The sequence below is a fragment of the Cobetia sp. AM6 genome (assembly GCF_009617955.1).
GTDB classification, from domain to species: Bacteria; Pseudomonadota; Gammaproteobacteria; order Pseudomonadales; family Halomonadaceae; genus Cobetia; species Cobetia amphilecti.
Window position 1 is genome coordinate 2,040,512 of the sequence record NZ_AP021868.1, and the last position, 22,184, is coordinate 2,062,695.

Genomic DNA, 22,184 nt, shown 5'->3' on the forward strand with positions numbered 1-22,184 from the left:
GTTTCCTTGCAAACGGTCGGCACGCCTGACCTGGAGGAGTGAACGTCAATGGCGTGAGGTGAGGGAGAATGTAGGAATGAAGGGGAGAGCGCCGCTGAGTCGGCACCGTCGACCCTCCTGCCCGGATGACTCACGAGAAACGGGCTTCCAGCTGGTGCCAGAGTTCACTGACACTGTCGTGGCGCGGCACGCGCGGGCGATACAGGCGGATATGCAGGCTCAGGTCCCAGCGCGGGTCACCGGCACGCACCAGCTTGCCGCTGGCGATTTCCTCTGCGGCCAGCCGCTGCGGCAACCAACCGATGCCATAGCCCTGCAACACCAGCGCCTTGATGTTGGCCGCCTGGATATTCTCGTTCATGGTGACCAGATGCGCCTGAATCGGGACCTGAGCGAGATGGGCCATCAGTGAGGTGGCGATGACGGCGCGCGGATGCGGGCTGATGAACGGCAGCGGATTGCGCCGCGTGCCCGGCAACTGATGACGGGGATTGCCATCCGCGCCAGGCGCGCACAGCGGAATGAAGGTTTCTTCGCCGACCACCAGGTATTGGTAACTGTCCAGCTCAAAGCCCAGGTCCACCCGTGCCTGGGGCCAATAGCACAGCGCCAGATCACATTCGCCGCGATCCAGCCCGTGGAAGTAGTCGGCCGCCAGCCAGCCGGTGGCACGCAGATAGGGCAGCACCTGTTCACGCAGCTGAAGCTGATCGAGCCAATCAGGCAGGAAGTGCGACACCAGAGACTGCGGTGCTCCCAGCGATATCTTGCTGGCTTGCTGCTGGGCCATGTCCTGCAGGCGTTCGCGTGTGATGCGCACGCGCTCGGTGATCTGCTCGCACAGCTGGAGAAACTCGTCTCCGGCGGGAGTCAGCGACAGCGGCAGGGTCTGACGATTGATCAAGGTGGTGCCCATCTCCTCTTCCAGCAACTTGATGCGGCGGGAAAAGGTGGGCTGAGAGACATTCTGTGCATCGGCTGCCCGCGAGAAATGTCGGGTCTGAGCCAGAACGATGAAATCTTCGAGCCAGCGAATTTCCATGTAATCGGAGTGCCTCGTCGGCCTGGAAACAGGCCATGTCAGGAGGTCGGGCGCACATCTCTTCGGACGTGTCACACCAGAGTATCTTGGGGATGCGTCATCGGGGCCCGGTGCCACGCTGAATCTTCTTCAAGCATCGTGGGCAATGGCGCCAATTGACCTGTTGGTCAGTGATGGATGTGCGAAATCTTGCCCACACAAAACGCGAGATGCAATCGTCAATGAGCGCAAGACGCAAGGTTGCCGATGACAATGGCAACCTTGCGCGGTCTTTCCTTGCTTGGGGCCGGAAACGCAATGATCGATGGCGCCCATCACATCGCCGTCATCACTTTCGTCACTGCCATCACTTCAGTCGATGCGGCCTTCTTCCACGGCGTGGCAGGCGACCTGAGCAGTTTCCGTGGCGATCAGGCGCGGAATCTCCGTACGGCAACGCTGATTGGCATGCGGACAACGGCCATGGAAGACACAACCCGAAGGCAGATTGACCGGCGTCGGCACCTCGCCCTCGAGGCGAATGTGATTGGGCTTGTCATCGTGCAGGCGTGGGATCGCCGACATCAACGCCTGGGTGTAGGGGTGACGCGGGCGGGCGAACAGTGAACGGGTGTCCGCCAGCTCGCACAGCGTGCCCAGATACATCACCGCAACGCGGGTGCCGAAGTGCTCGACCACGGCCAGGTCGTGGGTGATGAACAGATACGTCAGGTTGCGTTGCTCCTGCGCCTCCATCATCAGGTTGAGCACCTGCGCCTGGATCGACACGTCCAGCGCCGAGATCGGCTCATCGGCGACGATGAATTCCGGGTCCACCGCCAGCGCGCGGGCGATCGAGATACGCTGACGCTGGCCGCCGGAGAATTCGTGCGCGAAGCGCTTGCCCCAGTCGGGGTCGATGCCCACCGAGCGCATCACCTCCTCGATCTTGTCGCGCACCTCGCCATCCTTGAGCGTCGGCTGATGGAAGCGCAGCGGCTCCTCCAGCGTCTGCTGGATGGTCATGCGCGGATTCAGCGACGCATAGGGATTCTGGAAGATCATCTGCATGCGACGGCGGTAGGGCAGCAGGTCCCGCGGGGCCATATTGTCGATGCGGGTGCCGTCAAAACGGATCTCGCCACCACTGGGCTTGAGAAGCCCCATCACCGTGCGCGCGACCGTCGACTTGCCACATCCGGATTCCCCGACCACGCACAGCGCCTCACCGCGTTTGACGTCCAGCGTGACGCCATTGATGGCGTGCACGTATTCCTGCTTGCGACGCAGACGTCCCTTCTCGAAGGTCAGCTGTTCGAGAAAGTCGCCGGACAACGAGAAGCGCTTCTCGAGATCACGGATTTCCACCAGGGTTTCGCCAAGCTCGGCGCTATCCACACGGGTGGAGGCCTGGGAGGAGGACTGAGCGTCCTTCAGAATTGCCGCGCTCATGCGTTCACCTCCGTGCGGTGGCTGTCAGTGGGAGTGGCGCCATTGCCGTTGGCATCGGTGAAGATCGGGGTCCAGCGCTCGCCGGCCACCATGGCATCGACCATATGACAGGCCACCTTGCAGTTGCCGGAATGGGCAAAGGCCGGCACCTTCTCGAGGCAGATATTCGCCGCGAAGTCACAGCGCGGATTGAAGGCGCAACCGGCCGGAATCTTGGTCAGGGTCGGCATCGAGCCACGAATCTGGTTCAGACGGCTGCCCGGAGTGGCCATCTGGGGCAGGGCGTTGATCAGCCCCTGGGTGTAGGGGTGCTGAGCATCATTGATGATCTCGCGGGTCGGCCCCTGCTCGATGACGCGCCCGGCATACATCACCAGGGTGCGCTGGGTGACCTGGCTGACCACGCCCAGGTCGTGGGTGATCAGGATCAGCCCGACGTTGTGCTTCTCGCACAGCAGCAGCAACAGCTCCATGATCTCGGCCTGGATGGTCACATCCAGCGCGGTGGTCGGCTCATCGGCGACGATGATGTCCGGGTCCAGCAGCAGCGCGATGGCGATGATGATGCGCTGACGCATGCCGCCGGACAGCTCATGGGGGTACTGATCCAGGCGTTTTTCCGGTGAGGGAATGAAGACCTGATTGAGCTTGTGCAGGGCGATGGCGCGCGCATCCTTGCGGGAGATGCGGCGGTGCGCCTTCAGGCACTCGATCATCTGCTCGCCGATGGTCAGCACCGGATTGAGCGTCATCATCGGGTCCTGGAAGATCATCGAGATGCGGTTGCCGCGAATCGACTGCATCGCCTTGGGCTTGAGGGTGTTGAGCACTTCGCCATCGAACTTTATCTCGCCGCCGGCGATGTAGCCGGGCTTGGCGATCAGATTCAGGATGGTGAAGGCCGCGACCGACTTGCCGGCCCCCGATTCACCGACGATTCCCAGACGCTCACCGCGTTCCAGGGTGAAACTGACGTCGCGCAGGGCGCGCACCTCACCGCCTCGCATGGCGAAGCGGACGTCGAGGTTGTTGACTTCAAGTAGTGCCATTGTCTTGACTCCTCTCGGCTTCAGCCCTTGTAGAGACGCGGGTTCATGACATCACGCAGCCAGTCGCCCAGCAGGTTGATGACCAGGACCAGCACGATCAGCACGCCACCGGGGATCAGCGTGATCCACCAGCTACCTGACTGCAGGTAGTCGAAGCCGGACTTGATCAGTGACCCCAGCGACGGCTGGGTCTCCGGCATGCCGAGACCGAGGAAGGACAGCGCCGCCTCCGAGATGATCGCGTTGGCGATCTGCACCGTGGAGATGACGAAGATCGGCGACAGGGTGTTGGGCAGGATGTGACGGAACATGATGCGACGGGAGCGGAAGCCCATCACCCGCGCGGCATCGACGTATTCCTTGTTCTTCTCCGCCAGCACCGAGGCGCGGACGGTACGCGCATACTGTGGCCATTCCGCCAGACCGATGATCAGGATCAACAGGATCAGCGCGTAGTCCGAGAAGGCGGCGCCACCGAAGGTCGCCTTGATGATGGCACCCACCACGATGGCCACCATCAGGGTCGAGAACGACAGCTGGATATCGGCCATGCGCATCAGGAAGGCATCGATACGCCCGCCCAGATAGCCCGCCAGCAGCCCGAAGGTCACGCCAAGCAACGCCTGCAGGATGACCGCGCCGAAGCCGATCAACAGCGACACGCGCGTGCCGTAGAGAATGGTGGAGAGCAGATCACGCCCCTGAGCATCGGTGCCCAGCAGGAAGGCCGGATCACCGCCCGCCATCCACGCCGGCGGCAGCTCCGAGTTCATGATGTCGATGCTGGCCAGGTCATAGGGATCAGCCGGGGCGATCCACGGCGCGAGGAAGGCCCCGAGCACCATGGCGATGAACACCAGCAGACAGGCCTGAGCCATCCAGTCGCGCTTGAAGCTGTAGACCAGATAGGACTCGCGGAAACGCTGCCAACGGCCGGGGACCACGATGGAGCTGGTCTTCGGGGTGACGGGCGCGTTGCTCGATTGGGTATTGGATTGGCTCATGCCGGTTTCCCCGCAAGCTTGACGGTGGGGTTGACCAGTCCGTAGATCAGATCGACGAGGGTGTTGGTGATCACGAAGATCACGCCGACCATCATCAGGTAGGCCACGATCAGCGGGATGTCGGAGCGGGTGATGGCCTCGAGGAACATCAGGCCCATGCCCGGCCACTGGAAGACGGTCTCGGTCAGGATGGTGTAGGCGACCATGGTGCCGATCTGCACGCCGCCGACGGTGATCACCGGCAGCATGGTGTTCTTCAGTGCGTGCAGGAAGTAGATACGCTTGAGGCCGATGCCCTTGGCGCGTGCGAACTTGATGTAGTCCGACTGCAGCACTTCCATCATCTCGGCACGAATCAGGCGGATGAACAGCGGCAGCATGATCGAGGCCAGCGAGATGGCCGGCAGCACCAGGTGCCAGAGGCCGTCGGCGGTGAAGAAGCCGCTCGACCAGGTGCCCGCGACGTGCACCAGCTCACCGCGCCCGTAGGAGGGCATGCCGCCATCGGTGGACAGCATGCCGTTCAGGACACTGCCCCAGGTGGTGTCGCTGGGGAACCAGTCCACCGTCACGCCGATCGCGAACAGCTGAATCAACACGATGGCGGTCAGGAAGACCGGCACCGAGATACCGATGATCGAGGTACCCATGAACAGGCGTGACAGCCAGTTACGCGGGCGAATCGCCGCGAACACCCCGATGGGAGCCGAGAGCAGGATGATGATCAGGCTCGAGGCCATCACCAGCTCCAGCGTGGCGGGCAGGTGCTTGAGAATCACCTCGGTCGCCGGCTGCTTGTAGAAGTACGAGTTGCCGAGATCGCCCTGCAGGGCATTGCCGGCAAAACGCAGATATTGGGTGATGAAGGGGTCGTTGAGGCCCATTTCATCGCGCATGACTTCACGCTGGGCTTCCGACACGGCCTGGCCGGTCATCTCGCGCAGCGGGTCGCCCAGGTTGTCCTGGATGGCGAAGCTGATGATGCTGATCACGAACATGACCAGTACGGCGTGCATCAGGCGTTTGATCAGAAAGGCAATCATGGATCGCCACCTTCCTCGTGAACATCACGGTCTCGCGCGCGTCGGCCATATCCATGCTGGCCGATCACGCTGGGTGTCAGGTATCCCGCCTGTCGCTGGCCAGTCATCGGGCACAGGCTCCCCAACCCATCACCGAGAGGCGATGACCAAGGGGGAAGAACAGGCGGGGGTAAGTCGTCACGTTCAGGTCAGCAGGGCAACCAGAGAGTTCGCTTAGGCTATCTCCGGTTGCCTGACTTGCCTGTCGCGAGGGGTGCGTGGCCAGGAACATGGCACTGAACGATGCAAGGCGGTTCAGTGCCTGTCACTCACTCACGGCGTGGGATCAGTCCTGCTCGATGACCAGATCCCCCAGGTACGGGAAGTTCATCACGTTCAGCACCGGCTCGATGTTGACGCCATCACGCGCGCCCCAGGCCAGGTTCTGCCAGTGCAGCGGCACGAAACCGGCATCGTCGTAGACGGCTTTCTCGGCGGCCTGCAGCATCTTGGCGCGCTTCTCGGTGTCGGTCTCCAGGTTGGCCTCGGTGACCATCTTGTCGACGTCCGGATTGCAGTAGTTGCCGGAGTTGTACTGACCGACACCGCTGTCGGCATCCGGGCAGAAGGTCAGGAATTCGAAGAAGTTGGCACTGTCTTCGGTGTCCGAGTGCCAACCGATCATCATCATGTCGGCCGCGCGCGCATCATATTCCGGCCAGTACTGGGCCTTGGGCAGGGTCTTCAAATCCACCGTGATGTTGATCTTGGCCAGCATAGAAGCCACGGCCTGGGCGATCTTGGCGTCGTTCACATAGCGGTTGTTGGGCGCCATCATGCTGATCTCGAAGCCATCCTCGTAGCCGGCTTCCTTCATCAGCTCCTTGGCCTTGGCCACGTCATAGCGCGGCGTCAGCTCGGGGTTGTGGCCCTGATAGCCATCCGGCGACATCTGGGCGGCGGGGGTCGCAAATCCTTTCATCAGCTTCTGGGCGATGCCTTCCTGATTGATGGCGTAGTTGACGGCCTGACGGACGCGCTTGTCCTTGAAGGCTTCGACACGCTCCTGGTTCATCTGGAAGGTGATGATGCGGGTGCCGCCCATCTCGACCAGGTGCACGCCGTCTTGCTTGCGAATGCGTTCCAGATCGGTCGGCGGTACCGGCGCGATGAAGTCCATGTCGCCCGACAGCAGCGCCGCGACACGCGTGGCGTTTTCCTTGATCGGCGTCAGCACGATGTCATCGACGTTACCCGGCGATTCGGTATCCCAGTAATCCTCGAAGCGCTCGAAACTGATCTTCACGCCCTGCTGTCGGTCCGAGACCTTGTAGGGGCCCGTGCCGGACTCGTTGCGTGAGGCGAAGGTGTTGGCCGCCTTGGCGATCTCATCCTTGGCCTTGCCGTCTTCGGTCTCGCCGGAATAGAACTCACTGTCCATCGGGAAGATGTAGGTGGCGGCATTCAGCACCAGCGGGAAGGGCTTGTCCGTCACCAGATCCACGGTGTAGTCATCGACGGCCTTGACGTCGGTGAACGGCGCGAAGATGGCCTTGAAGTCGGCACTCTTCTTGAGGCGCTCGATGGTCCAGACCACATCCTTGGCGGAGAAGTCATTGCCGGAGTGGAACTTGACGCCTTCGCGCAGGTGGAAGCGCATGGTGTTGTCATCGACACGCTCCCAGCTCTTGGCCAGGCGGCCATCGAAGCCGAGGTCCTTGTTCCAGCGAATCAGCGGGTCGTAGACCATGTGCGACAGCTGCAGGGTGCCGCCGGAGAGCTGTTCGTGGATATCGAGGGTCACGGGGTCAGCGTCGTAGGCCATGCGCAGGGTGACGTCTTCGGCCATTGCCGGAGCCGCCATGGCCAATGTCGCGCTGCCGATCAGCGCACACAGGGTCTTCTTGGGCAAGAGAGACTGGAGGGCATTCTGACGGGTCATGAGCATCCCTTTGCTTGTGTAGTTTGATTGTTGTTGTGGCGATCCGGCGCGGCTGTCGAGGCAGACACGCAGGATGCGTTCTAACAGTAGAGAGTCACTTGGTCGCGGGACAATCGAAATGTTGAGTAGCCGGATGCAGGTGGTGAATAGCCTTTTCCTGACCACGCAACGTCATCCAGGCTGGTGCAGGGCGCGAGATCGACGAAGCGACACCCCGGATGTCACACGCCAACGCCATCTCTCTCATCAACAAAGCCGTGAGCTAGGCGCGTCTCCTGTCGAGGCAATGCGGTGCGATTCAGTCCTTTCATATGCTGGGCAAGCCGCCGTGACACTGGTCTGCCTCGTTCACGCTGCAAGCCTTCATGACAAGCAAATCCCAATAGAATCAATCATCTGAGACAGATGTAATAATCGAGGTCTTGCAAGTTCTTGGGACGCGGTGTGGCGGTTGTGTATATCAGTTCCGTCAGCCGACAGCGCCTGATTGAGAGACATTGCGTACGCTGAATACCGCCAATCCGGCTTCATGCCACCTGGCGATAAACAGGAACCATCAGCGGTAGAAAAGCCGACAGGATAGGCAGTAATTTTCCAATGCGTGCAGTCTCTGCACTTGATTGGTGCGCCTAGCGTTCTGCGACCAAAGTTGCGCCTCAGAGGCCCTCCACGAAGGCCTGCAAGGGCGATACTGCGCAGTAAAATTCCCGAACGCTGCGCTAAAAACACGTGAAAGACTTTCCAGCGCCGGTGACTGCCAGCCTGATTCCATTCGATAGACGCCAAGGCAGTCGATGCAGGAAAGCACTGACAGGGGGAGAAAGGCCTGGAGGGTCGGTCTTGATATGAGGGAGGCCTGAAACGCGACGCGCCTCCCGAGTGGGAGGCGCGTTGGAGGGCACTGAGGTTGCTACCGGCATCCTGCAGCACCGGCAGCTTGATCAGGTCGGCCTGATCAGTCCTGCTGCGGCAAAGGCTCGATGCGGTCCACACGATACAGCTGCGGCACCTGTGACAGGTTGCTGATGGTGCAATCGAGGTTGTTCACTCGACCATCGGACAGGCCGTAGACCCAGCCGTGCACTTCCAACTTCTGACCGCGCTCCCAGGCACGCTGCAGGATCTTGGTTCTGGCCAGGTTCTGCACCTGAGAGCGGACATTGAGTTCGCACATGCGATCGACCTGCTCATCCAGTGGCAGGTCCTTGAGCTCGTCATAGTGCAGGTTGTAGAGCTCACGCAGGGTGTGCAGCCAGTAGTCGACCATGCCATTGTCACCGCCGGTGATCGAGGCACGCACGCCACCACAACCGTAATGGCCGACGATCATGATGTGTTCGACCTTCAGGACATCGACGGCGTACTGGATCACCGACAACGCGTTCATGTCGTTGTAGTGGATCAGGTTGGCGACATTGCGATGCACGAAGACTTCGCCGGGCGGCAGGTCGATGATCTGGTTGGCCGGTACGCGGGAATCCGAGCAGCCGATCCACAGAAAGTCAGGATTCTGCTGGTCCGAGAGGCGCTTGAAGAATTCAGGGTCGCGCTCGGTCATGGATTCAGCCCAGACCTTGTTTTGCTCAAGCAGCTTTTCGATATTGCTCATGGCAGGGAGACCACTTTTTCAAATGACGGGGGCAGGGGACGGTTGTCGCACAGGGGCGTTGGCCGTGATGCCTCTCGGGCGCAGAGCCTCTTGGCTCAGACCCACGAGGCAGGCATTCACGGCAGCGTCAGGCAAGACGTCAGAGCACTAAGATTACGAGCGACAGTGTTACGAGCAACAATGTTACGCGCCCGCGGAGCGCTCCGCCAATGACGGTGCTAGCCCCTGTGCCAGCACGTTGTAACTTTTGTCTAACATGCTTGTTGGACATATTTACCGTGTCAGAGGCCACAGGGTCAACCTGAAGGCCGATACGCGGGTAACCGTGCCCAGCGACACGGGACTCCCGAGGCCGCGCGAGTCCTGATACCATGTGGCCAATTCATCAAGGAGATTCCCGTGACCGATCAGACCCATCAGCCTGCGACAGGCCAGTTTGACTTCGACCTGTTCGTCATTGGTGCCGGCTCCGGCGGCGTTCGTGCTGCCCGGACCGCCGCCGCGACCGGCGCCCGCGTTGCCGTGGCAGAAGACCGCTACCTCGGCGGTACCTGTGTCAATGTCGGTTGCGTGCCCAAGAAGCTCTACTCCTACGCTGCCCACTACCATGATTCATTCAAGGACAGCGCCGGCTTCGGTTGGGATCTGGGCGACGCCCCGCGCTTTGACTGGGCGACCCTGCGTGATCGCAAGACCGCCGAGATCTCTCGTCTGAACGGCATCTATCGCAATCTGCTCAACAATTCCGGTGCCACGCTGATCGAAGGCCGTGCCAGCATCGCCGATGCCAACACCGTCGTCGTCAATGGCGAGCGTCACACTGCGGCCAAGATTCTGGTCGCCACCGGTGGCTGGCCGTTCCTGCCGGACTTCCCGGGTCGTGAACATGCGCTGGATTCCAACCGCATCTTCGATCTGGAAAGCTTCCCGAAGCGCTTCTTCGTCATCGGTGGCGGCTATATCGCGGTCGAGTTCGCCAGCATCTTCAATGGTCTGGGTGCCGAGACGCACCTGAGCTATCGCGGTGACCTGTTCCTGCGCGGCTTCGACAACGAAGTGCGCGAGTTCACGCGTGACGAGATGGCCAAGAAGGGCGTCAACCTGCACTTCAACACCACTGTCGAGTCCATCGACAAGCAAGGCGATGTCTACAGCGTGCGCCTGAGCGATGGCCAGGTGCTGGAAGTGGATTGCATCCTCGCCGCCACCGGTCGCAAGCCGAACATCGAAGGCCTGGGGCTGGAGAATGTCGATGTGGCGCTGAATGTCGATGGCACCGTGCGCGTCAACGAGCGCTTCGAGACCACCACCCCATCCATCCTCGCGCTGGGTGACATCATCGGTGGCCCGGAACTGACGCCGGTGGCCCTTGAAGAAGCCATGCACCTGGTGCGTGCGCACTTCGGCGACGGCGTCGTGGGTGGCCTGGACTACGACAGCATCGCGACAGCGGTCTTCTGTCATCCGAACATCGGTACCGTCGGCCTCAGCGAGGAAGCGGCGCGCGAGAAGTTCGACAGCATCCGCGTCTACACCGCTGACTTCCGTCCGCTCAAGCACACCCTGTCCGGCAGCGATGAGCGCAGCCTGATGAAGCTGATCGTCGATGACGCCAGCGACAAGGTCGTCGGCGTGCACATGGTCGGTGATGAAGCCGGTGAGATCATGCAGGGCATCGGTATCGCCGTGCGTGCCGGCCTGACCAAGGCCGACTTCGACCTGACCGTGGGCATTCACCCGACGGCAGCGGAAGAGTTCGTCACCATGCGCAGTGTCACGCGCACCTGACAAGCCAGTCGAATAGACGGCTCGTCGAAATGACTGAGCTTCGGAAAGGCTGAACGTCGAAATAGACCGTCGAAAACAAAACGCCCCACGGCCTTGCCGTGGGGCGTTTTTGCATGCGTCTTCTGCGTGCCCACGCGCAATTGGACTGCGAAAGGGGAATCATGGTTACTGAGTAACGTTGCAGGTTACACAGTCAGCAGCAGCGACTATCTGAATCCGCGCTGAAAGTTGCACGCAATGAGGAAGCGGCAATCCTCGTCTGGCGAGGGACAAGTCGCTGTCTGCGCAGTTCACTGCCAACACCTACACCTTTCGTAGCATAAAGCATGACAAGCTGGTACTCGCGCACTTCAGCTATGCTAGTCTCAGTGCAGCGTTATGCACCTCAAATTACTGAAATATCAGCCATGTGGCAGTGGATAAGCCTGAAAATCGGCCTGTTTCACACGCGATACAAGCAAGGGCCTGGCCGGTATCGAGGTGCACGACGGCAAGACCAATAACAAGCCAGCAAAGGGAGTTTCAACATGACCATGATCAAGAAGTCGCTGACAGCGGCGGTCGCGACCGCAGGTCTTGGCCTGATGGGGATCTCCGGAGGCGCCAGCGCCGCCGAGCAGACCTTCGTAACCATCGGCACCGGCGGTGTAACAGGCGTTTACTATCCGGCTGGTGGTGCAATCTGCCGCTTGGTCAACCGTGGCAAGGCCGAACATGGCATTCGCTGCAGCGTCGAGTCCACGGGCGGTTCCGGCTACAACCTGAACAGCATCCGTACCGGCGAGCTGGACATGGGCGTTGCCCAGTCTGACGCGCATTACAATGCCTATGAAGGCAAGGGCGATTTCGAAGACTTCGGCCCGAACAAGGACCTGCGTTCACTGTTCTCCCTGCACCCGGAACCGTTCACCGTCGTCGCCCGCAAGGACAGCGGCGTGACCGAGTTCGATCAGCTGGAAGGCAAGCGCATGAACATCGGCAACCCGGGTTCCGGTCAGCGCTCGACCATCGACACTCTGCTGTCCTCTCAGGACAAGGACACCAGCGTGTATTCCGTGGCCTCCGAGCTCAAGGCCTCCGAGATGTCTTCCGCACTGTGTGACAACAAGATCGACGGCTACGTCTACGTCGTGGGTCACCCGTCCGGTTCCATCAAGGAAGCGACCACCACCTGTGACGCGAACATCGTCAATGTCACCGGCGACGCCGTCACCAAGCTGGTCGAAGAGAAGCCTTACTTCTCCGTCGCGACCATCCCGGGTGGCATGTACCGCGGCAACGATGACGACGTGACCACCTTCGGTGTCCGCGCCACCATCGTCTCCAGTGCCGAAGTCGAAGACCGCGTCGCCTACGAAGTGGTCAAGGCCGTGTTCGACAACTTCGATCAGTTCCAGCGCCTGCACCCGGCGTTCCAGGTCCTGAAGAAGGAAGAGATGGTCAATGCTTCCCTGACGGCGCCGCTGCACGATGGCGCCAAGCAGTACTACAAGGAAGCTGGCCTGCTGAGCGAGTGACATGCCCTGCGCGCCTCGCCTGTGAGGCGCCGTGCATGAACGCTCACCCTGCGCTCAGGGAGCCGAGCACAGGGAGCACAGGGAATTCCCGGAGACCGCACTCGTTGCGGTCTCCGTGCTTGTGGAAAGTCTGCATTCCCGGGCGGCCACTTAGGTCGTGCAGGAAAAGGTCGAGCAGGGAAAGCGCAGCAGAGACACCCGCCGTCAGCGCGCCGCCAAGACTTGCCTGCGAGTGGCGAGTGGCAAGTAGCAAGTGGCGTGACGGCAGCCGCAGCATGGACAAGCGTAACCAGGCAAGGTCTCACGCTCGTCACGAGCCTAGCTCGCTGCCCGTTCAGGACATCGTTCAGATAATTTGCGCCCTGATCGGGTGAATCAATGGAAACATCTGTCAGGCCGGACATACTGAAGACGTAACCAGCTTGATAAGCATGTGGTTGAGCAGGGCCTTCTGGTCGAGCAAGAAGGTGACCTGTCAGCCATCGCCTGACTCGCGTACCGGATCACAAAAAATGACCAAAACCCAAACTGCAGCAACGTCTCAGGCGCCAGACGCCGAGACGCATCATGATGCTGAAGTCCTCGAGATGCTGGAGTCGGAAACCGGCGGCCGTCATCCCGTGGGCTTCGTGGGCCGCCACTTCATGTGGCTGATTCCACTGGCATGGTCGTTGTTTCAGCTTTACCACGCCTCGCCGCTGTCACTGCTAAATTCCGACACCGCGCGCGCCGTGCATCTCTGTTTTGCCATCTCGCTGGCCTTCGTGGCGTACCCGGCCTACAAGGGCGCTCCCGCCAATCGCATTCCCCTCTATGACTGGGCCCTGGCGATCTTTGCCGTGGCGGGTGTCGCCTATGTGCTGATCTTCAGTGATGAACTGGCACGTCGCGCTGGCGCCTATACCACCGTGGACCTGGTGTTCTCGGGGATTGGCCTGGTCTTACTGCTGGAAGCCACGCGTCGCGCACTCGGGCCGCCCCTTGCGGTCGTCGCCAGCGTCTTTCTGCTCTACAGCCTGTTCGGCGCCTACATGCCCGATGTCATCGCGCATGCCGGGGCCAGCCTCAACAAGCTGCTCGGCCACCAGTGGCTGACCACGGAAGGGGTATTCGGGGTCGCGCTCGGCGTTTCCACCGACTTCGTGTTCCTGTTCGTGCTGTTCGGTGCCTTGCTGGAACGCGCTGGCGCCGGCAACTACTTCATCCGCATGGCCTTCTCCATGCTCGGCCACATGCGTGGCGGACCGGCCAAGGCCGCCGTCGTCGCCTCTGGCCTGTCCGGCATCATCTCCGGCTCCTCCATCGCCAACGTCGTCACCACCGGCACCTTCACCATCCCGCTGATGAAGAAGGTCGGCTTCCCGGCCACCAAGGCGGGCGCCGTGGAAGTGGCCGCGTCCACCAATGGCCAGCTGACGCCGCCGATCATGGGCGCCGCGGCCTTCCTGATGGTCGAATATGTCGGCATTCCTTACCTTGACGTCATCAAGCATGCCTTGCTGCCGGCATTGATCTCCTACATCGCCCTGATCTACATCGTGCACCTGGAAGCGTGCAAGGCCGGCATGGAAGGCCTCAAGCGCACCCAGAAGACCAGCATGATCGCGACCTTGCTGACCTTCCTGACCGTCTTCATCGGCATGGGAATACTCACGCTGGTCGTCTACTACGGCATCGGCTGGATCAAGACCCTGGCGGGGGATGGCGCGGTCTGGATCGTGCTGCCGCTGCTGCTGGCCTCCTATGTGGCACTGATCGCCTATTCAGCACGCTTCCCGGAACTTGGGGAAGGCGACATCGATGAACTGCCGCCGGTCGGCCCGACCGTCAAGGTCGGTCTCTACTTCCTGCTGCCGGTCGTGGTGCTGGTGTGGTGCCTGACCGTCGAGCGCATGTCACCGGGGCTATCGGCCTTCTGGGCCGTGCTGTTCATGATCTTCATCACCGTGACCCAGCGTCCGCTGGTGGCCATCTTCCGCAAGGAAGGCAATGTCGGCGGCGCCGCACAACGCGGTGGCGAAGACCTCTTCCATGGCCTGGTGATCGGTGCCAAGAACATGATCGGCATCGGTGTGGCCACCGCGGCGGCAGGTATCGTCGTGGGCACCGTGACCCTGACCGGGCTGGGCCTCAAGATGACCGCCTTCGTCGAGTTCATCTCGGCCGGCAACCTGATGCTGATCCTGATCTTCACTGCCGTGATCAGCCTGATCCTGGGCATGGGCCTGCCGACGACCGCCAACTACATCGTCGTCTCGACGCTGATGGCGCCGGTCATCGTCAATCTGGGCGCGGAAAACGGCTTGATCGTGCCGCTGATCGCCGTGCACCTGTTCGTGTTCTACTTCGGGATATTGGCCGATGACACGCCACCGGTGGGGCTAGCCGCCTTCGCGGCGGCCGCGATCGCCAAGGCAGACCCGATCAAGACCGGTATCCAGGGCTTCACCTACGATATCCGCACCGCGATCCTGCCGTTCATGTTCATCTTCAATACCAACCTGTTGCTGATGAACATCGACAGCTACTGGCACCTGGCGATCACGGTGGCCTCGGCCGTCGCGGCGATGCTGGTCTTCGCGGCGGCGACGCAAGGCTACTGGCTGACGCGTACGCGCTGGTACGAGACCATCGGTCTGCTGCTGATCACCTTCACGCTGTTCCGTCCGGGTTACTGGTGGGACATGATCTATCCGCCCACCACCATGGCCGCGCCGCAGCAGATCGAGACGCTGATCGCCGAAGCGCCGGTGGACAGCAAGCTGCCGATTCACGTCTCGGGCATCAACCTGGATGGCGACGAGGTCTCCAAGACCGTATTGCTACCGGTCTCTGATGCCGAGAGTGGCGAAGCCCGTCTGACCGATGTCGGTCTGACGCTGGATATCAGCGACGAGCAGGTGCTGGTCAGCATGATCGAGTACGGCAGCGTGGCACAGCAGGCCGGCATCGATTTCGACTACACCATCGATGGCATCCAGCAGACGGCTGAGCGTCCGCCGAAGGAAATCGCCATGCTGCCGGCACTGGCATTGCTGTGGTTGATCGGCTTCCTGCAGGTACGTCGACGCCGTCAGCAACCCGCCGTTGCCTGACGCCGACGCGCTATCCGCGCGACAAGATAGCGTTTGAGCGCCACCCCTCACGGCCGATGCCGTGAGGGGATAAACAAAAGCCGCCCCCGAGATGCTCGGTGGGCGGCTTTTTCATGCCTGCGGCGCTGACTTATACCGGAGGCGCTGACTTTGCCTGCGGCGCGGCTGGCTCTCTCTACTGCCAGGTGGCGCTGCTCAGCATGATGCGTCAGGCACAAGGCAAGAGGGCATTTCATGAGGGAGCAACAGTATGCGCCTGCCTTGCGTGACCTGTCTGCAAGGCTAGCGTGAAATATGAACGCGTTTTTGCAACACGATCGACATATTCATCATGCTAGCTTCAAGGGGCACACTCCAACGGAAGGCATGTCGCCAATGGTAAGAGTCGAGAAGCAGTCCCGTCGTCTGTACGTCCTCGATACCAACGTGCTGATTCACGACCCCTCAGCCCTGTTCCAGTTTGACGAGCATGATGTCGTCATCCCGATGACGGTGCTGGAGGAGCTGGACAAGCACAAGAATGGCAACAAGGAGATTGCCCATACCGCCCGCCAGATCAGCCGCACGCTGTCCGATCTCACCGCGGATGTCACACCTCAGGAAATCCTGCGTGGAATTCCGCTCCCGCCTTCCATGAATGGCGCGGGCAACCTTCACTTCCTCTCCGGCCATGTCGATCAGAGCGACGCCTGTGCCGACAATCGCATTCTCGCCGAGACTCGCAGCCTGTCTGCACGCTGCCAGGACGCCTCGGTCATCCTGGTGACCAAGGACATCAATCTACGCATCAAGGCCGCCGCCCTGGGCATGGCGGTGGAAGACTATCTGACGGATCGCGCCTTCACCGACAGCGACGCCATGATCGAAGGCGTCAAGCTCTTTCATGAGGCCGGCCACGACGGCCAGGGCGTCTGGGACGACATGCAGGTCGATGTCACCGTCACGCGCGAGCACCATCGCACCTTCTATGAGCTGTCAGGCCAGATGCCCAAGGACTGGTACCCGGGCATGCTGATCGCGGATTGCGATGGGGATGATGGCGCCAGCTTCGAGGCCATCGTGCGCGAGCTGGAGCACGACTATGCACGCCTGGAAGTGCTGCAGAACTATCGCAACGAGCGCAGCGCCTGGGGGGTGAATGCCCATGACAGTCGCCAGAACTTCGCCCTCAACCTGCTGATGGACGACAGCGTCGACATGGTGTCGATCGCGGGCAGCGCAGGCACCGGCAAGACCTACATGACGCTGGCTGCCGCGTTCGAGCAGACACTGGAGAAGAAGCGTTTCGAGCGCATCATCTTCACCCGCGCGCCGATCGCGATGGGCGAAGAGATCGGCTTTCTGCCCGGCACCGAAGAAGAGAAGATGTCGCCGTGGATGGGGGCCTTCCACGACAATATGGACAACCTGCTGCGCAAGGAGGGAGAAGGCACCAGCGCCTGGAACGAGGAGGCCACGCGCGCCTGGATCGGCAATCGCGTCCAGATTCGCTCACCGTCCTTCATGCGTGGCCGCACGCTGAGCGACACCTTCCTGATCATCGATGAAGCCCAGAACCTGACGCCCAAGCAGCTCAAGGGCCTGCTGACACGGGCGGGCGCCAACACCAAGGTGGTACTGCTGGGCAATGTGGGTCAGATAGACACTCCCTACCTGACCGCCAACACCTGCGGCCTTGCGGTGGCAGTGCAGCGCTTCAGCTCGTGGCCGCATGCCAGTCATGTGACACTCAAGTGCGTCGAGCGCTCACGTCTGGCGCTGGTCGCGGAAGAGCTGCTGTGAGGTGTTCGCCACACTTTTGACAACCTGATAGTCACCCGATGGCGTCGCCATCACGACACTGACGGCTCTGATATCACGAGCTTGCTATCATGAGATTGACATCACGAGAATGAGAACTCGACAGCACTGACAAAAAACGCCGCCCTGATGGGCGGCGTTTTCGTGTGCATTACGTCATGTCAGTCACGGTGATCACGCCGCAAGTGCGTGGCGATCACCCGACAAGGCTTTCAGCATACGAAGGGCGGCAAGGGCGCAAAGGCCAGGCGTTCCTTGAGCAGCTTGTTCTCGTGTGTCAGCTGGCCGAGCTGGGCCTCCAGGCGTGAGTATTCCGCCGAGGAGTGCTCCAGTTGCGCGCGCATGTCCTTGAGCTCCGTCTCGCGCTGCTGGCGAGCCGAGGTCTCCTCAAAGCGGCGACGTTCTTCTTCCTGCAGCTGCTTGCGTTGCTCGGCCGCCTGGGCATCGAGACGCTCGACGCGCTTCTCGAGCTGCTCCTGACGGCGCCGATGCTGCTTGTCGAGCTCGCTCTTCTCGAGGCGTGCATCATCCAGCATCTTCATCAGGCGCGTTTCACTGGCTTCATGACGCGCCTCTTCCTGCGCCAGACGCTCCTTCCACTCGCTTTCCTGCGCCTGAATCGCCTGCTGATGACGCTCATGGTCCACTTCGCGCGTGCGCTCCATGGCCGCGATATCTTCCTGAGCCAGGGACAGACGCTTTTCGAGCTTGTCCTGCAGCTGCTGCCAATGCTCCTGCTCATTGGTCAGCGTCGCCAAGGCCTGCACGCGCTCTTCAAGGCGCGCCTGCACCTGGGCCAATTGCTCTGACAGGGCGCTGAGACGCTGTTCGGCATCTTCCGCACGGCGCTGTGCCTGCGCTTCGGCCTCACGCGCCTCGACGGTCTGTTTGTCCGCTTCCTGGCGATAATGCACCAGGCTTTCATTGGCCAGTGACTGCGCCTCCTTCCAGACCGTGGCCAGGGTCTCGGTGAGACTGTCAGGCATGGCCTGGCTCAGCGGCTCATCACGCTTCTCGGCGCGCCGCTGGCGCCAGTCACGCAGGTGATCGCTGATGGTGGTGAAGCTGCCGGTCCCCAGCACTTCACGAATCTTCTGCACGCTCGGGGCCTCGCCCCGTGCCATCAGTGACTCGATGGCTCGTTGTACATCCTCGTACTGGACGCCAGTGCGCGCCATGGGAATCTCCGTCCGTAGTCCGTCATTGATACGTCGTCAGTCGTTGCTGCTTGACCGCCATTACGCCACGAAGCGCGGCCAACTACCACTCTCCAGCACGCGCTCTCATACACGTAAAGGCAGCGGATGGGCCACGTCATCTGGCGAGAGCAATACCTTGGATGCCGCTCGCCTTCTTCTGCCATCAATCCACCCCCAGCCTGGTGCCCATCTTAGCGATGTTTTCTGACAAGATAAAGATAATTACATATTACGTAATACGTAATTTACGATACGGTTAGAGCTATAAATTCATGATTACGCGCCTTATCTTGAATTATCATGACCATAACGTCACAATCAGCCCCGAGGACAGGCCAAGCCTGGACAGAACAGGGAAGGACAGCAGGGAAGGACAGAACAGGGAAGGACAGAACAGGGAAGGACAGAACAGGGGAGGGCAGAGCAGGAAAGGGCAGACTACAGAAGGACAGGGGCGCCACAGAGCGGCGTACGCCTGATATGACGCGCCAGACAGGCGAGAGGCAGCAATTGGAGTTGATCGGTGGAAGAAAGCACACAAGACGGCATCACCGCGCTGGTCGGGCATCTGGAGGGTGAGCTATCCAGAGCGCAACAGCATGCCCAGCTGACGGCCGCTGACGATCGCTCACTGATTCGCGCCCGCACGGATGTCGAAGCCGTGGCCGCCTGGCTCAACGAATATCGCCACAGCGCTCAGACGCTGCGCGCCTATCGCAAGGAGGCGGAGCGCCTGCTGCTATGGCTCAAGGCCGAGGGAGAGCAGGGCAGAGAGTCCGCCCTGGCCAGCCTGGATCGCGAACGCCTCGAGCACTTCGAAGCGTTTCTGGCCGACCCTCAGCCTGCAGAGGTCTGGATCGGCAGCGTGCGCGCCCGCAAGCATCCGCAGTGGCGACCCTTTCGCGGCCCGCTGGCCCCCGCCAGCCGCCGTCAGAGCCTGGTGATCCTGCAGGGCATGTATGCCTGGCTGATCGAGGCCGGCTACCTGTCACGCAACCCGTTCCGCCTGATGCGCGACAAGCGCCGCATGGACAACCGCACGCTGCGCATCGAACGCTATCTCGAGCGCCCGCTATGGGACTGGCTGTGGGGGCGTATCGAAGCGCATTGCGAGGAGCTGACACCGCTCGGTGCTTCACCTGAGGATGAGGTGTCCCGCGAGCGCTTCGTGGCCGAGCGCCAGCGCTTTCTGTTCGCGTTCGCCTATCTGATGGCGCCACGCATCGCGGAGATGGCCGCCGCGAGGATGGGCGATATCGTCAAACGGGAAGGCCAGTGGTGGTGGCGCGTGATAGGCAAGGGGGCCAAGCTGGCCGAGATTCCGCTGCCGCCGCCGATGCTCGAGGCGCTGGTTCGCTGGCGACGCCTGCGCGGGCTCAGTGATCTGCCGCAGGTGCTGCCCGCCGACGAGTCGCTGCCGCTGCTGGCGCGCCTGGATGGCACGACACCGCTCGGCGACAACCAGCTCTACCGCTTGATCAAGCAGACATTCTCACAGGCTGCCGCTGACATGCGCCAGCGAATCCAGAGTCCTGGCGACGCCAGCGAGCTGATGGCACGGACCCTCGATCAGGCAAGCCCTCACTGGCTGCGCCACACCGCGATCACCCATCAGGCACAGGCCGGGGTAGAGCTGCGCTTTCTGTCGCGCTCCGCCAGACACTCGCGACTGGATACGACATCGCGCTACCTGCACGCCGAGGACAGCGAGTGGCAGCAGCAGATGGCCAGACATTCGCTGGCGACGCCAGGCCATCCGCCTGAGGCGCCAGAACACGACTCATGAGCGCTGTCACCACGCTCAGGCCCCAAGGCGCCGTGCGTCCGGCGAGGTCAGGCGTTATCATGGCGACAGCGTATCTTCAGACACTTTGCAGTGACATCATCGGGAGTCAGCATGAGCGACGCGCAACAAGCGCAGGCGGAACTGGTCGAGGAATTCAGCTTCTTCGACAACTGGATGGACCGCTATCAGTACATCATCGACATGGGCAAGGCGCTGCCGGAATATCCGGAAGCCCTGAAAGGCCCTGAGACCAAGATCGACGGCTGCCAGTCCAACGTCTGGATTCATCCTGAAGTGCGTGGCGAAGGCAGCGAGCAGCGCCTGCATTTCCAGGCGACCTCGGACGCCGCCATCGTGGCAGGCCTGATCGCCGTGGTGCTGCGCATCTACAACGACCGGACGCCGCAGGAAATCGTCGCCACCCAGCCGACCTTCCTCAACGAGCTCGGCCTCGACAAGCACCTGTCGCCGACGCGCTCCAACGGCCTGCATGCGATGCTCAAGCGTATCTACGGCGTCGCCGAGCTGCACGCCAACGCCTGAGGCCTGTCGTCTGGGGGCAGATGCTTCAGGTCTGGGCCGACACGAGTAACGCAAGACGCCCGCCATTCCAGTCTCGAGATCTCGAGCGGAATGGCGGGCGTCTTTTTTTTGTGTCTTTCTAAATAATTTCTCAGGGCTTTCTCACCCAGGGCGTTCTCAGGGTAATTTCAGACTGTTCAGCAGGGCGTCTGCACGCCCTCAGCGATGCTCGCGCACTTCCAGCACATGCGTCATGGCCTGATGCTGACCATCCCAGACATAGCGCAGGTGCGGCCCCTGAATGGGAATGCTGACCGCCGGCGGACGCAGAATGGCAGCGCACTCGGCGCTTGCATCCACCTGAGCGTGGCGCACGCTGGGGTAGAGCAGGCCAAAGCTGCCAGTCTCTCGCAACCTGGCGGCAAAGGCCTGGCCGGCAGGGTAGCTGGCCATGTCTGGCTGACAGAGAGCGTCATGGCCCTCGCGAATGTCATGCAGTGGCTGCGTCACGCGATTGACGTAGCTGCGCATGGTCATTTCCTGACTGGGCTGCGCGGTATCGGCCAGAAAGCGCGCCATGTGGAAGCGGGTCTCGCTGATCGCGGTATCCAGCGTACTGGCGCAGTAATAGACCCCGAAACTGCCATCGGTGAAGCGCGAGGCACGCCCGATGTGCGTGAAGGCCGCCATCACCGGCGTGGAGCCCGGCCCGCTGATACGGTCTTGCGGTGCGACGCGACTCAGCTCGCCGGCTTCTTCGCGCAGACGATCATTGGTCAGCGCCTCAATGGCAAACGCCATCTCCAGCTCATCAGGCTCGAGAATGTCCTCGAATACCGAAATGGGCGGGAAGGCGCTGGAGATCACGCGCCAGGCGTTCTGCCAGTCCGGCAGCGTCAGCGCGGGCAGGGCGGAGTCATCGACATGCTTGCCTTCGCTCGTCCATTCGCTCATCCACGCACTCCGTCGAGATAACGGCGAGTGTCGGCCAGCGAGACCACCTGGCCGGCCAGCATGTAGTCCAGCGCACTCTGGCCATTGAATGGCGCCGCACGATTGGGGCGCCGCACCCATTCATGGGCCATCTCGGGCGTATTGCTGAACAGGATGCGCAGGGCCTTGTGGATCCCCATCACGTAGGAGATACGCTCCAGGGTGTCGTTGGGCAGGCGCACTTCCGGCAGCTTGCGATACTTGTGATAGGTGGTGGTACCGATGCCCCCCAGCAGCACGCGCTGATCCGCCGCGCTGCACTGCCACTTCTCCATGATGTTGAAGAAGGACTTGAGGGCGACACGGCCCGCACTGGGGCTGGTCGGGGACACACGATCGAGGGCGGCTGCGGTGGACATGACATTCTCCTGCTGACTGACGATGG

Annotated in this window: 16 protein-coding genes; 6 read left to right on the forward strand and 10 right to left on the reverse strand. The window is 61.5% G+C overall.

Translation table 11 applies throughout. The features are described from left to right. Positions 1 to 130: 130 nt before the first annotated feature. The 7 genes from CLAM6_RS08695 to can form a co-directional block, all read right to left on the reverse strand. A complete protein-coding gene (locus CLAM6_RS08695) occupies positions 131 to 1,042 on the reverse strand; it encodes a LysR family transcriptional regulator (RefSeq protein ID WP_153635763.1) in 912 nt (303 codons plus the stop codon). Positions 1,043 to 1,393: 351 nt separating this feature from the next. Further along, a complete protein-coding gene (locus CLAM6_RS08700; protein ID WP_153635764.1) occupies positions 1,394 to 2,473 on the reverse strand; it encodes an ABC transporter ATP-binding protein in 1,080 nt (359 codons plus the stop codon). Next, a complete protein-coding gene (locus CLAM6_RS08705; protein ID WP_153635765.1) occupies positions 2,470 to 3,522 on the reverse strand; it encodes an ABC transporter ATP-binding protein in 1,053 nt (350 codons plus the stop codon). Before CLAM6_RS08705 ends, CLAM6_RS08700 begins: the two co-directional genes overlap by 4 nt. Positions 3,523 to 3,542: 20 nt before the next feature. Next, the gene (locus tag CLAM6_RS08710; protein ID WP_052384673.1) at positions 3,543 to 4,526 is read right to left on the reverse strand and encodes an ABC transporter permease; all 984 of its coding nucleotides are present in this window, start codon (positions 4,524 to 4,526) and stop codon (positions 3,543 to 3,545) included. Further along, complete coding sequence (locus CLAM6_RS08715) at positions 4,523 to 5,569, reverse strand: ABC transporter permease (protein ID WP_054556671.1); 1,047 nt, start codon at positions 5,567 to 5,569, stop codon at positions 4,523 to 4,525. The genes CLAM6_RS08710 and CLAM6_RS08715 overlap by 4 nt, the downstream gene beginning before the upstream one ends. A 325-nt stretch (positions 5,570 to 5,894) precedes the next feature. Then, entirely contained in the window at positions 5,895 to 7,490 is a 1,596-nt protein-coding gene (locus CLAM6_RS08720) for an ABC transporter substrate-binding protein (protein ID WP_153635766.1), read from the reverse strand. 955 nt (positions 7,491 to 8,445) lie between these two features. Then, on the reverse strand, positions 8,446 to 9,099 hold the full coding sequence (gene can, locus CLAM6_RS08725; RefSeq protein WP_043334249.1) for a carbonate dehydratase: 654 nt from the start codon (positions 9,097 to 9,099) through the stop codon (positions 8,446 to 8,448). A 399-nt stretch (positions 9,100 to 9,498) separates the two neighbouring features. Between can and gorA the strand changes: the two genes are divergently transcribed. The 4 genes from gorA to CLAM6_RS08745 all read left to right on the forward strand — a co-directional run bounded on the left by gorA (position 9,499) and on the right by CLAM6_RS08745 (position 17,281). Further along, positions 9,499 to 10,887 carry a glutathione-disulfide reductase gene (gene gorA / locus CLAM6_RS08730; RefSeq protein WP_043334248.1) on the forward strand — a complete coding sequence of 463 codons (1,389 nt, stop codon included), beginning with the start codon at positions 9,499 to 9,501 and terminating at the stop codon, positions 10,885 to 10,887. Between the two features lie 533 nt (positions 10,888 to 11,420). Next, positions 11,421 to 12,404, forward strand: coding sequence for a TAXI family TRAP transporter solute-binding subunit (locus CLAM6_RS08735; RefSeq protein ID WP_215824541.1), 984 nt, complete (start codon positions 11,421 to 11,423; stop codon positions 12,402 to 12,404). A gap of 512 nt (positions 12,405 to 12,916) precedes the next feature. Further along, entirely contained in the window at positions 12,917 to 15,499 is a 2,583-nt protein-coding gene (locus CLAM6_RS08740) for a TRAP transporter permease (protein WP_153635767.1), read from the forward strand. A gap of 375 nt (positions 15,500 to 15,874) precedes the next feature. Further along, on the forward strand, positions 15,875 to 17,281 hold the full coding sequence (locus CLAM6_RS08745) for a PhoH family protein (RefSeq protein WP_043334244.1): 1,407 nt from the start codon (positions 15,875 to 15,877) through the stop codon (positions 17,279 to 17,281). 230 nt (positions 17,282 to 17,511) lie between these two features. Here CLAM6_RS08745 and CLAM6_RS08750 read toward each other — a convergent pair whose 3' ends face one another. Continuing rightward, the gene (locus CLAM6_RS08750; RefSeq protein WP_153635768.1) at positions 17,512 to 18,477 is read right to left on the reverse strand and encodes a DNA-binding protein; all 966 of its coding nucleotides are present in this window, start codon (positions 18,475 to 18,477) and stop codon (positions 17,512 to 17,514) included. A 544-nt stretch (positions 18,478 to 19,021) separates the two neighbouring features. On the opposite strand from CLAM6_RS08750, the gene CLAM6_RS08755 reads away from it, so the two are divergent. Both CLAM6_RS08755 and CLAM6_RS08760 read left to right on the forward strand, forming a co-directional pair. Next, on the forward strand, positions 19,022 to 20,284 hold the full coding sequence (locus CLAM6_RS08755; protein WP_347237582.1) for a tyrosine-type recombinase/integrase: 1,263 nt from the start codon (positions 19,022 to 19,024) through the stop codon (positions 20,282 to 20,284). Positions 20,285 to 20,395: 111 nt separating this feature from the next. After that, the gene (locus CLAM6_RS08760) at positions 20,396 to 20,827 is read left to right on the forward strand and encodes a SufE family protein (RefSeq protein ID WP_054556665.1); all 432 of its coding nucleotides are present in this window, start codon (positions 20,396 to 20,398) and stop codon (positions 20,825 to 20,827) included. A gap of 198 nt (positions 20,828 to 21,025) precedes the next feature. Here CLAM6_RS08760 and CLAM6_RS08765 read toward each other — a convergent pair whose 3' ends face one another. Beyond that, positions 21,026 to 21,760, reverse strand: a complete 735-nt coding sequence (locus CLAM6_RS08765) for an RES family NAD+ phosphorylase (RefSeq protein ID WP_172978668.1) — start codon at positions 21,758 to 21,760, stop codon at positions 21,026 to 21,028. Then, a complete protein-coding gene (locus CLAM6_RS08770; RefSeq protein WP_052384668.1) occupies positions 21,757 to 22,158 on the reverse strand; it encodes an MbcA/ParS/Xre antitoxin family protein in 402 nt (133 codons plus the stop codon). The genes CLAM6_RS08765 and CLAM6_RS08770 overlap by 4 nt, the downstream gene beginning before the upstream one ends. Positions 22,159 to 22,184 lie beyond the last annotated feature (26 nt).

What these genes read in the sequence shown, in the direction of transcription:
- CLAM6_RS08695 (WP_153635763.1), bottom strand. Translation starts at nt 1,042, where the DNA reads ATGGAAATTCGCTGGCTCGAAGATTTCATCGTTCTGGCTCAGACCCGA.
- CLAM6_RS08700 (WP_153635764.1), bottom strand. Translation starts at nt 2,473, where the DNA reads ATGAGCGCGGCAATTCTGAAGGACGCTCAGTCCTCCTCCCAGGCCTCC.
- CLAM6_RS08705 (WP_153635765.1), bottom strand. Translation starts at nt 3,522, where the DNA reads ATGGCACTACTTGAAGTCAACAACCTCGACGTCCGCTTCGCCATGCGA.
- CLAM6_RS08710 (WP_052384673.1), bottom strand. Translation starts at nt 4,526, where the DNA reads ATGAGCCAATCCAATACCCAATCGAGCAACGCGCCCGTCACCCCGAAG.
- CLAM6_RS08715 (WP_054556671.1), bottom strand. Translation starts at nt 5,569, where the DNA reads ATGATTGCCTTTCTGATCAAACGCCTGATGCACGCCGTACTGGTCATG.
- CLAM6_RS08720 (WP_153635766.1), bottom strand. Translation starts at nt 7,490, where the DNA reads ATGACCCGTCAGAATGCCCTCCAGTCTCTCTTGCCCAAGAAGACCCTG.
- can (WP_043334249.1), bottom strand. Translation starts at nt 9,099, where the DNA reads ATGAGCAATATCGAAAAGCTGCTTGAGCAAAACAAGGTCTGGGCTGAA.
- CLAM6_RS08735 (WP_215824541.1), top strand. Translation starts at nt 11,421, where the DNA reads ATGATCAAGAAGTCGCTGACAGCGGCGGTCGCGACCGCAGGTCTTGGC.
- CLAM6_RS08740 (WP_153635767.1), top strand. Translation starts at nt 12,917, where the DNA reads ATGACCAAAACCCAAACTGCAGCAACGTCTCAGGCGCCAGACGCCGAG.
- CLAM6_RS08745 (WP_043334244.1), top strand. Translation starts at nt 15,875, where the DNA reads ATGGTAAGAGTCGAGAAGCAGTCCCGTCGTCTGTACGTCCTCGATACC.
- CLAM6_RS08750 (WP_153635768.1), bottom strand. Translation starts at nt 18,477, where the DNA reads ATGGCGCGCACTGGCGTCCAGTACGAGGATGTACAACGAGCCATCGAG.
- CLAM6_RS08760 (WP_054556665.1), top strand. Translation starts at nt 20,396, where the DNA reads ATGAGCGACGCGCAACAAGCGCAGGCGGAACTGGTCGAGGAATTCAGC.
- CLAM6_RS08765 (WP_172978668.1), bottom strand. Translation starts at nt 21,760, where the DNA reads ATGAGCGAATGGACGAGCGAAGGCAAGCATGTCGATGACTCCGCCCTG.
- CLAM6_RS08770 (WP_052384668.1), bottom strand. Translation starts at nt 22,158, where the DNA reads ATGTCCACCGCAGCCGCCCTCGATCGTGTGTCCCCGACCAGCCCCAGT.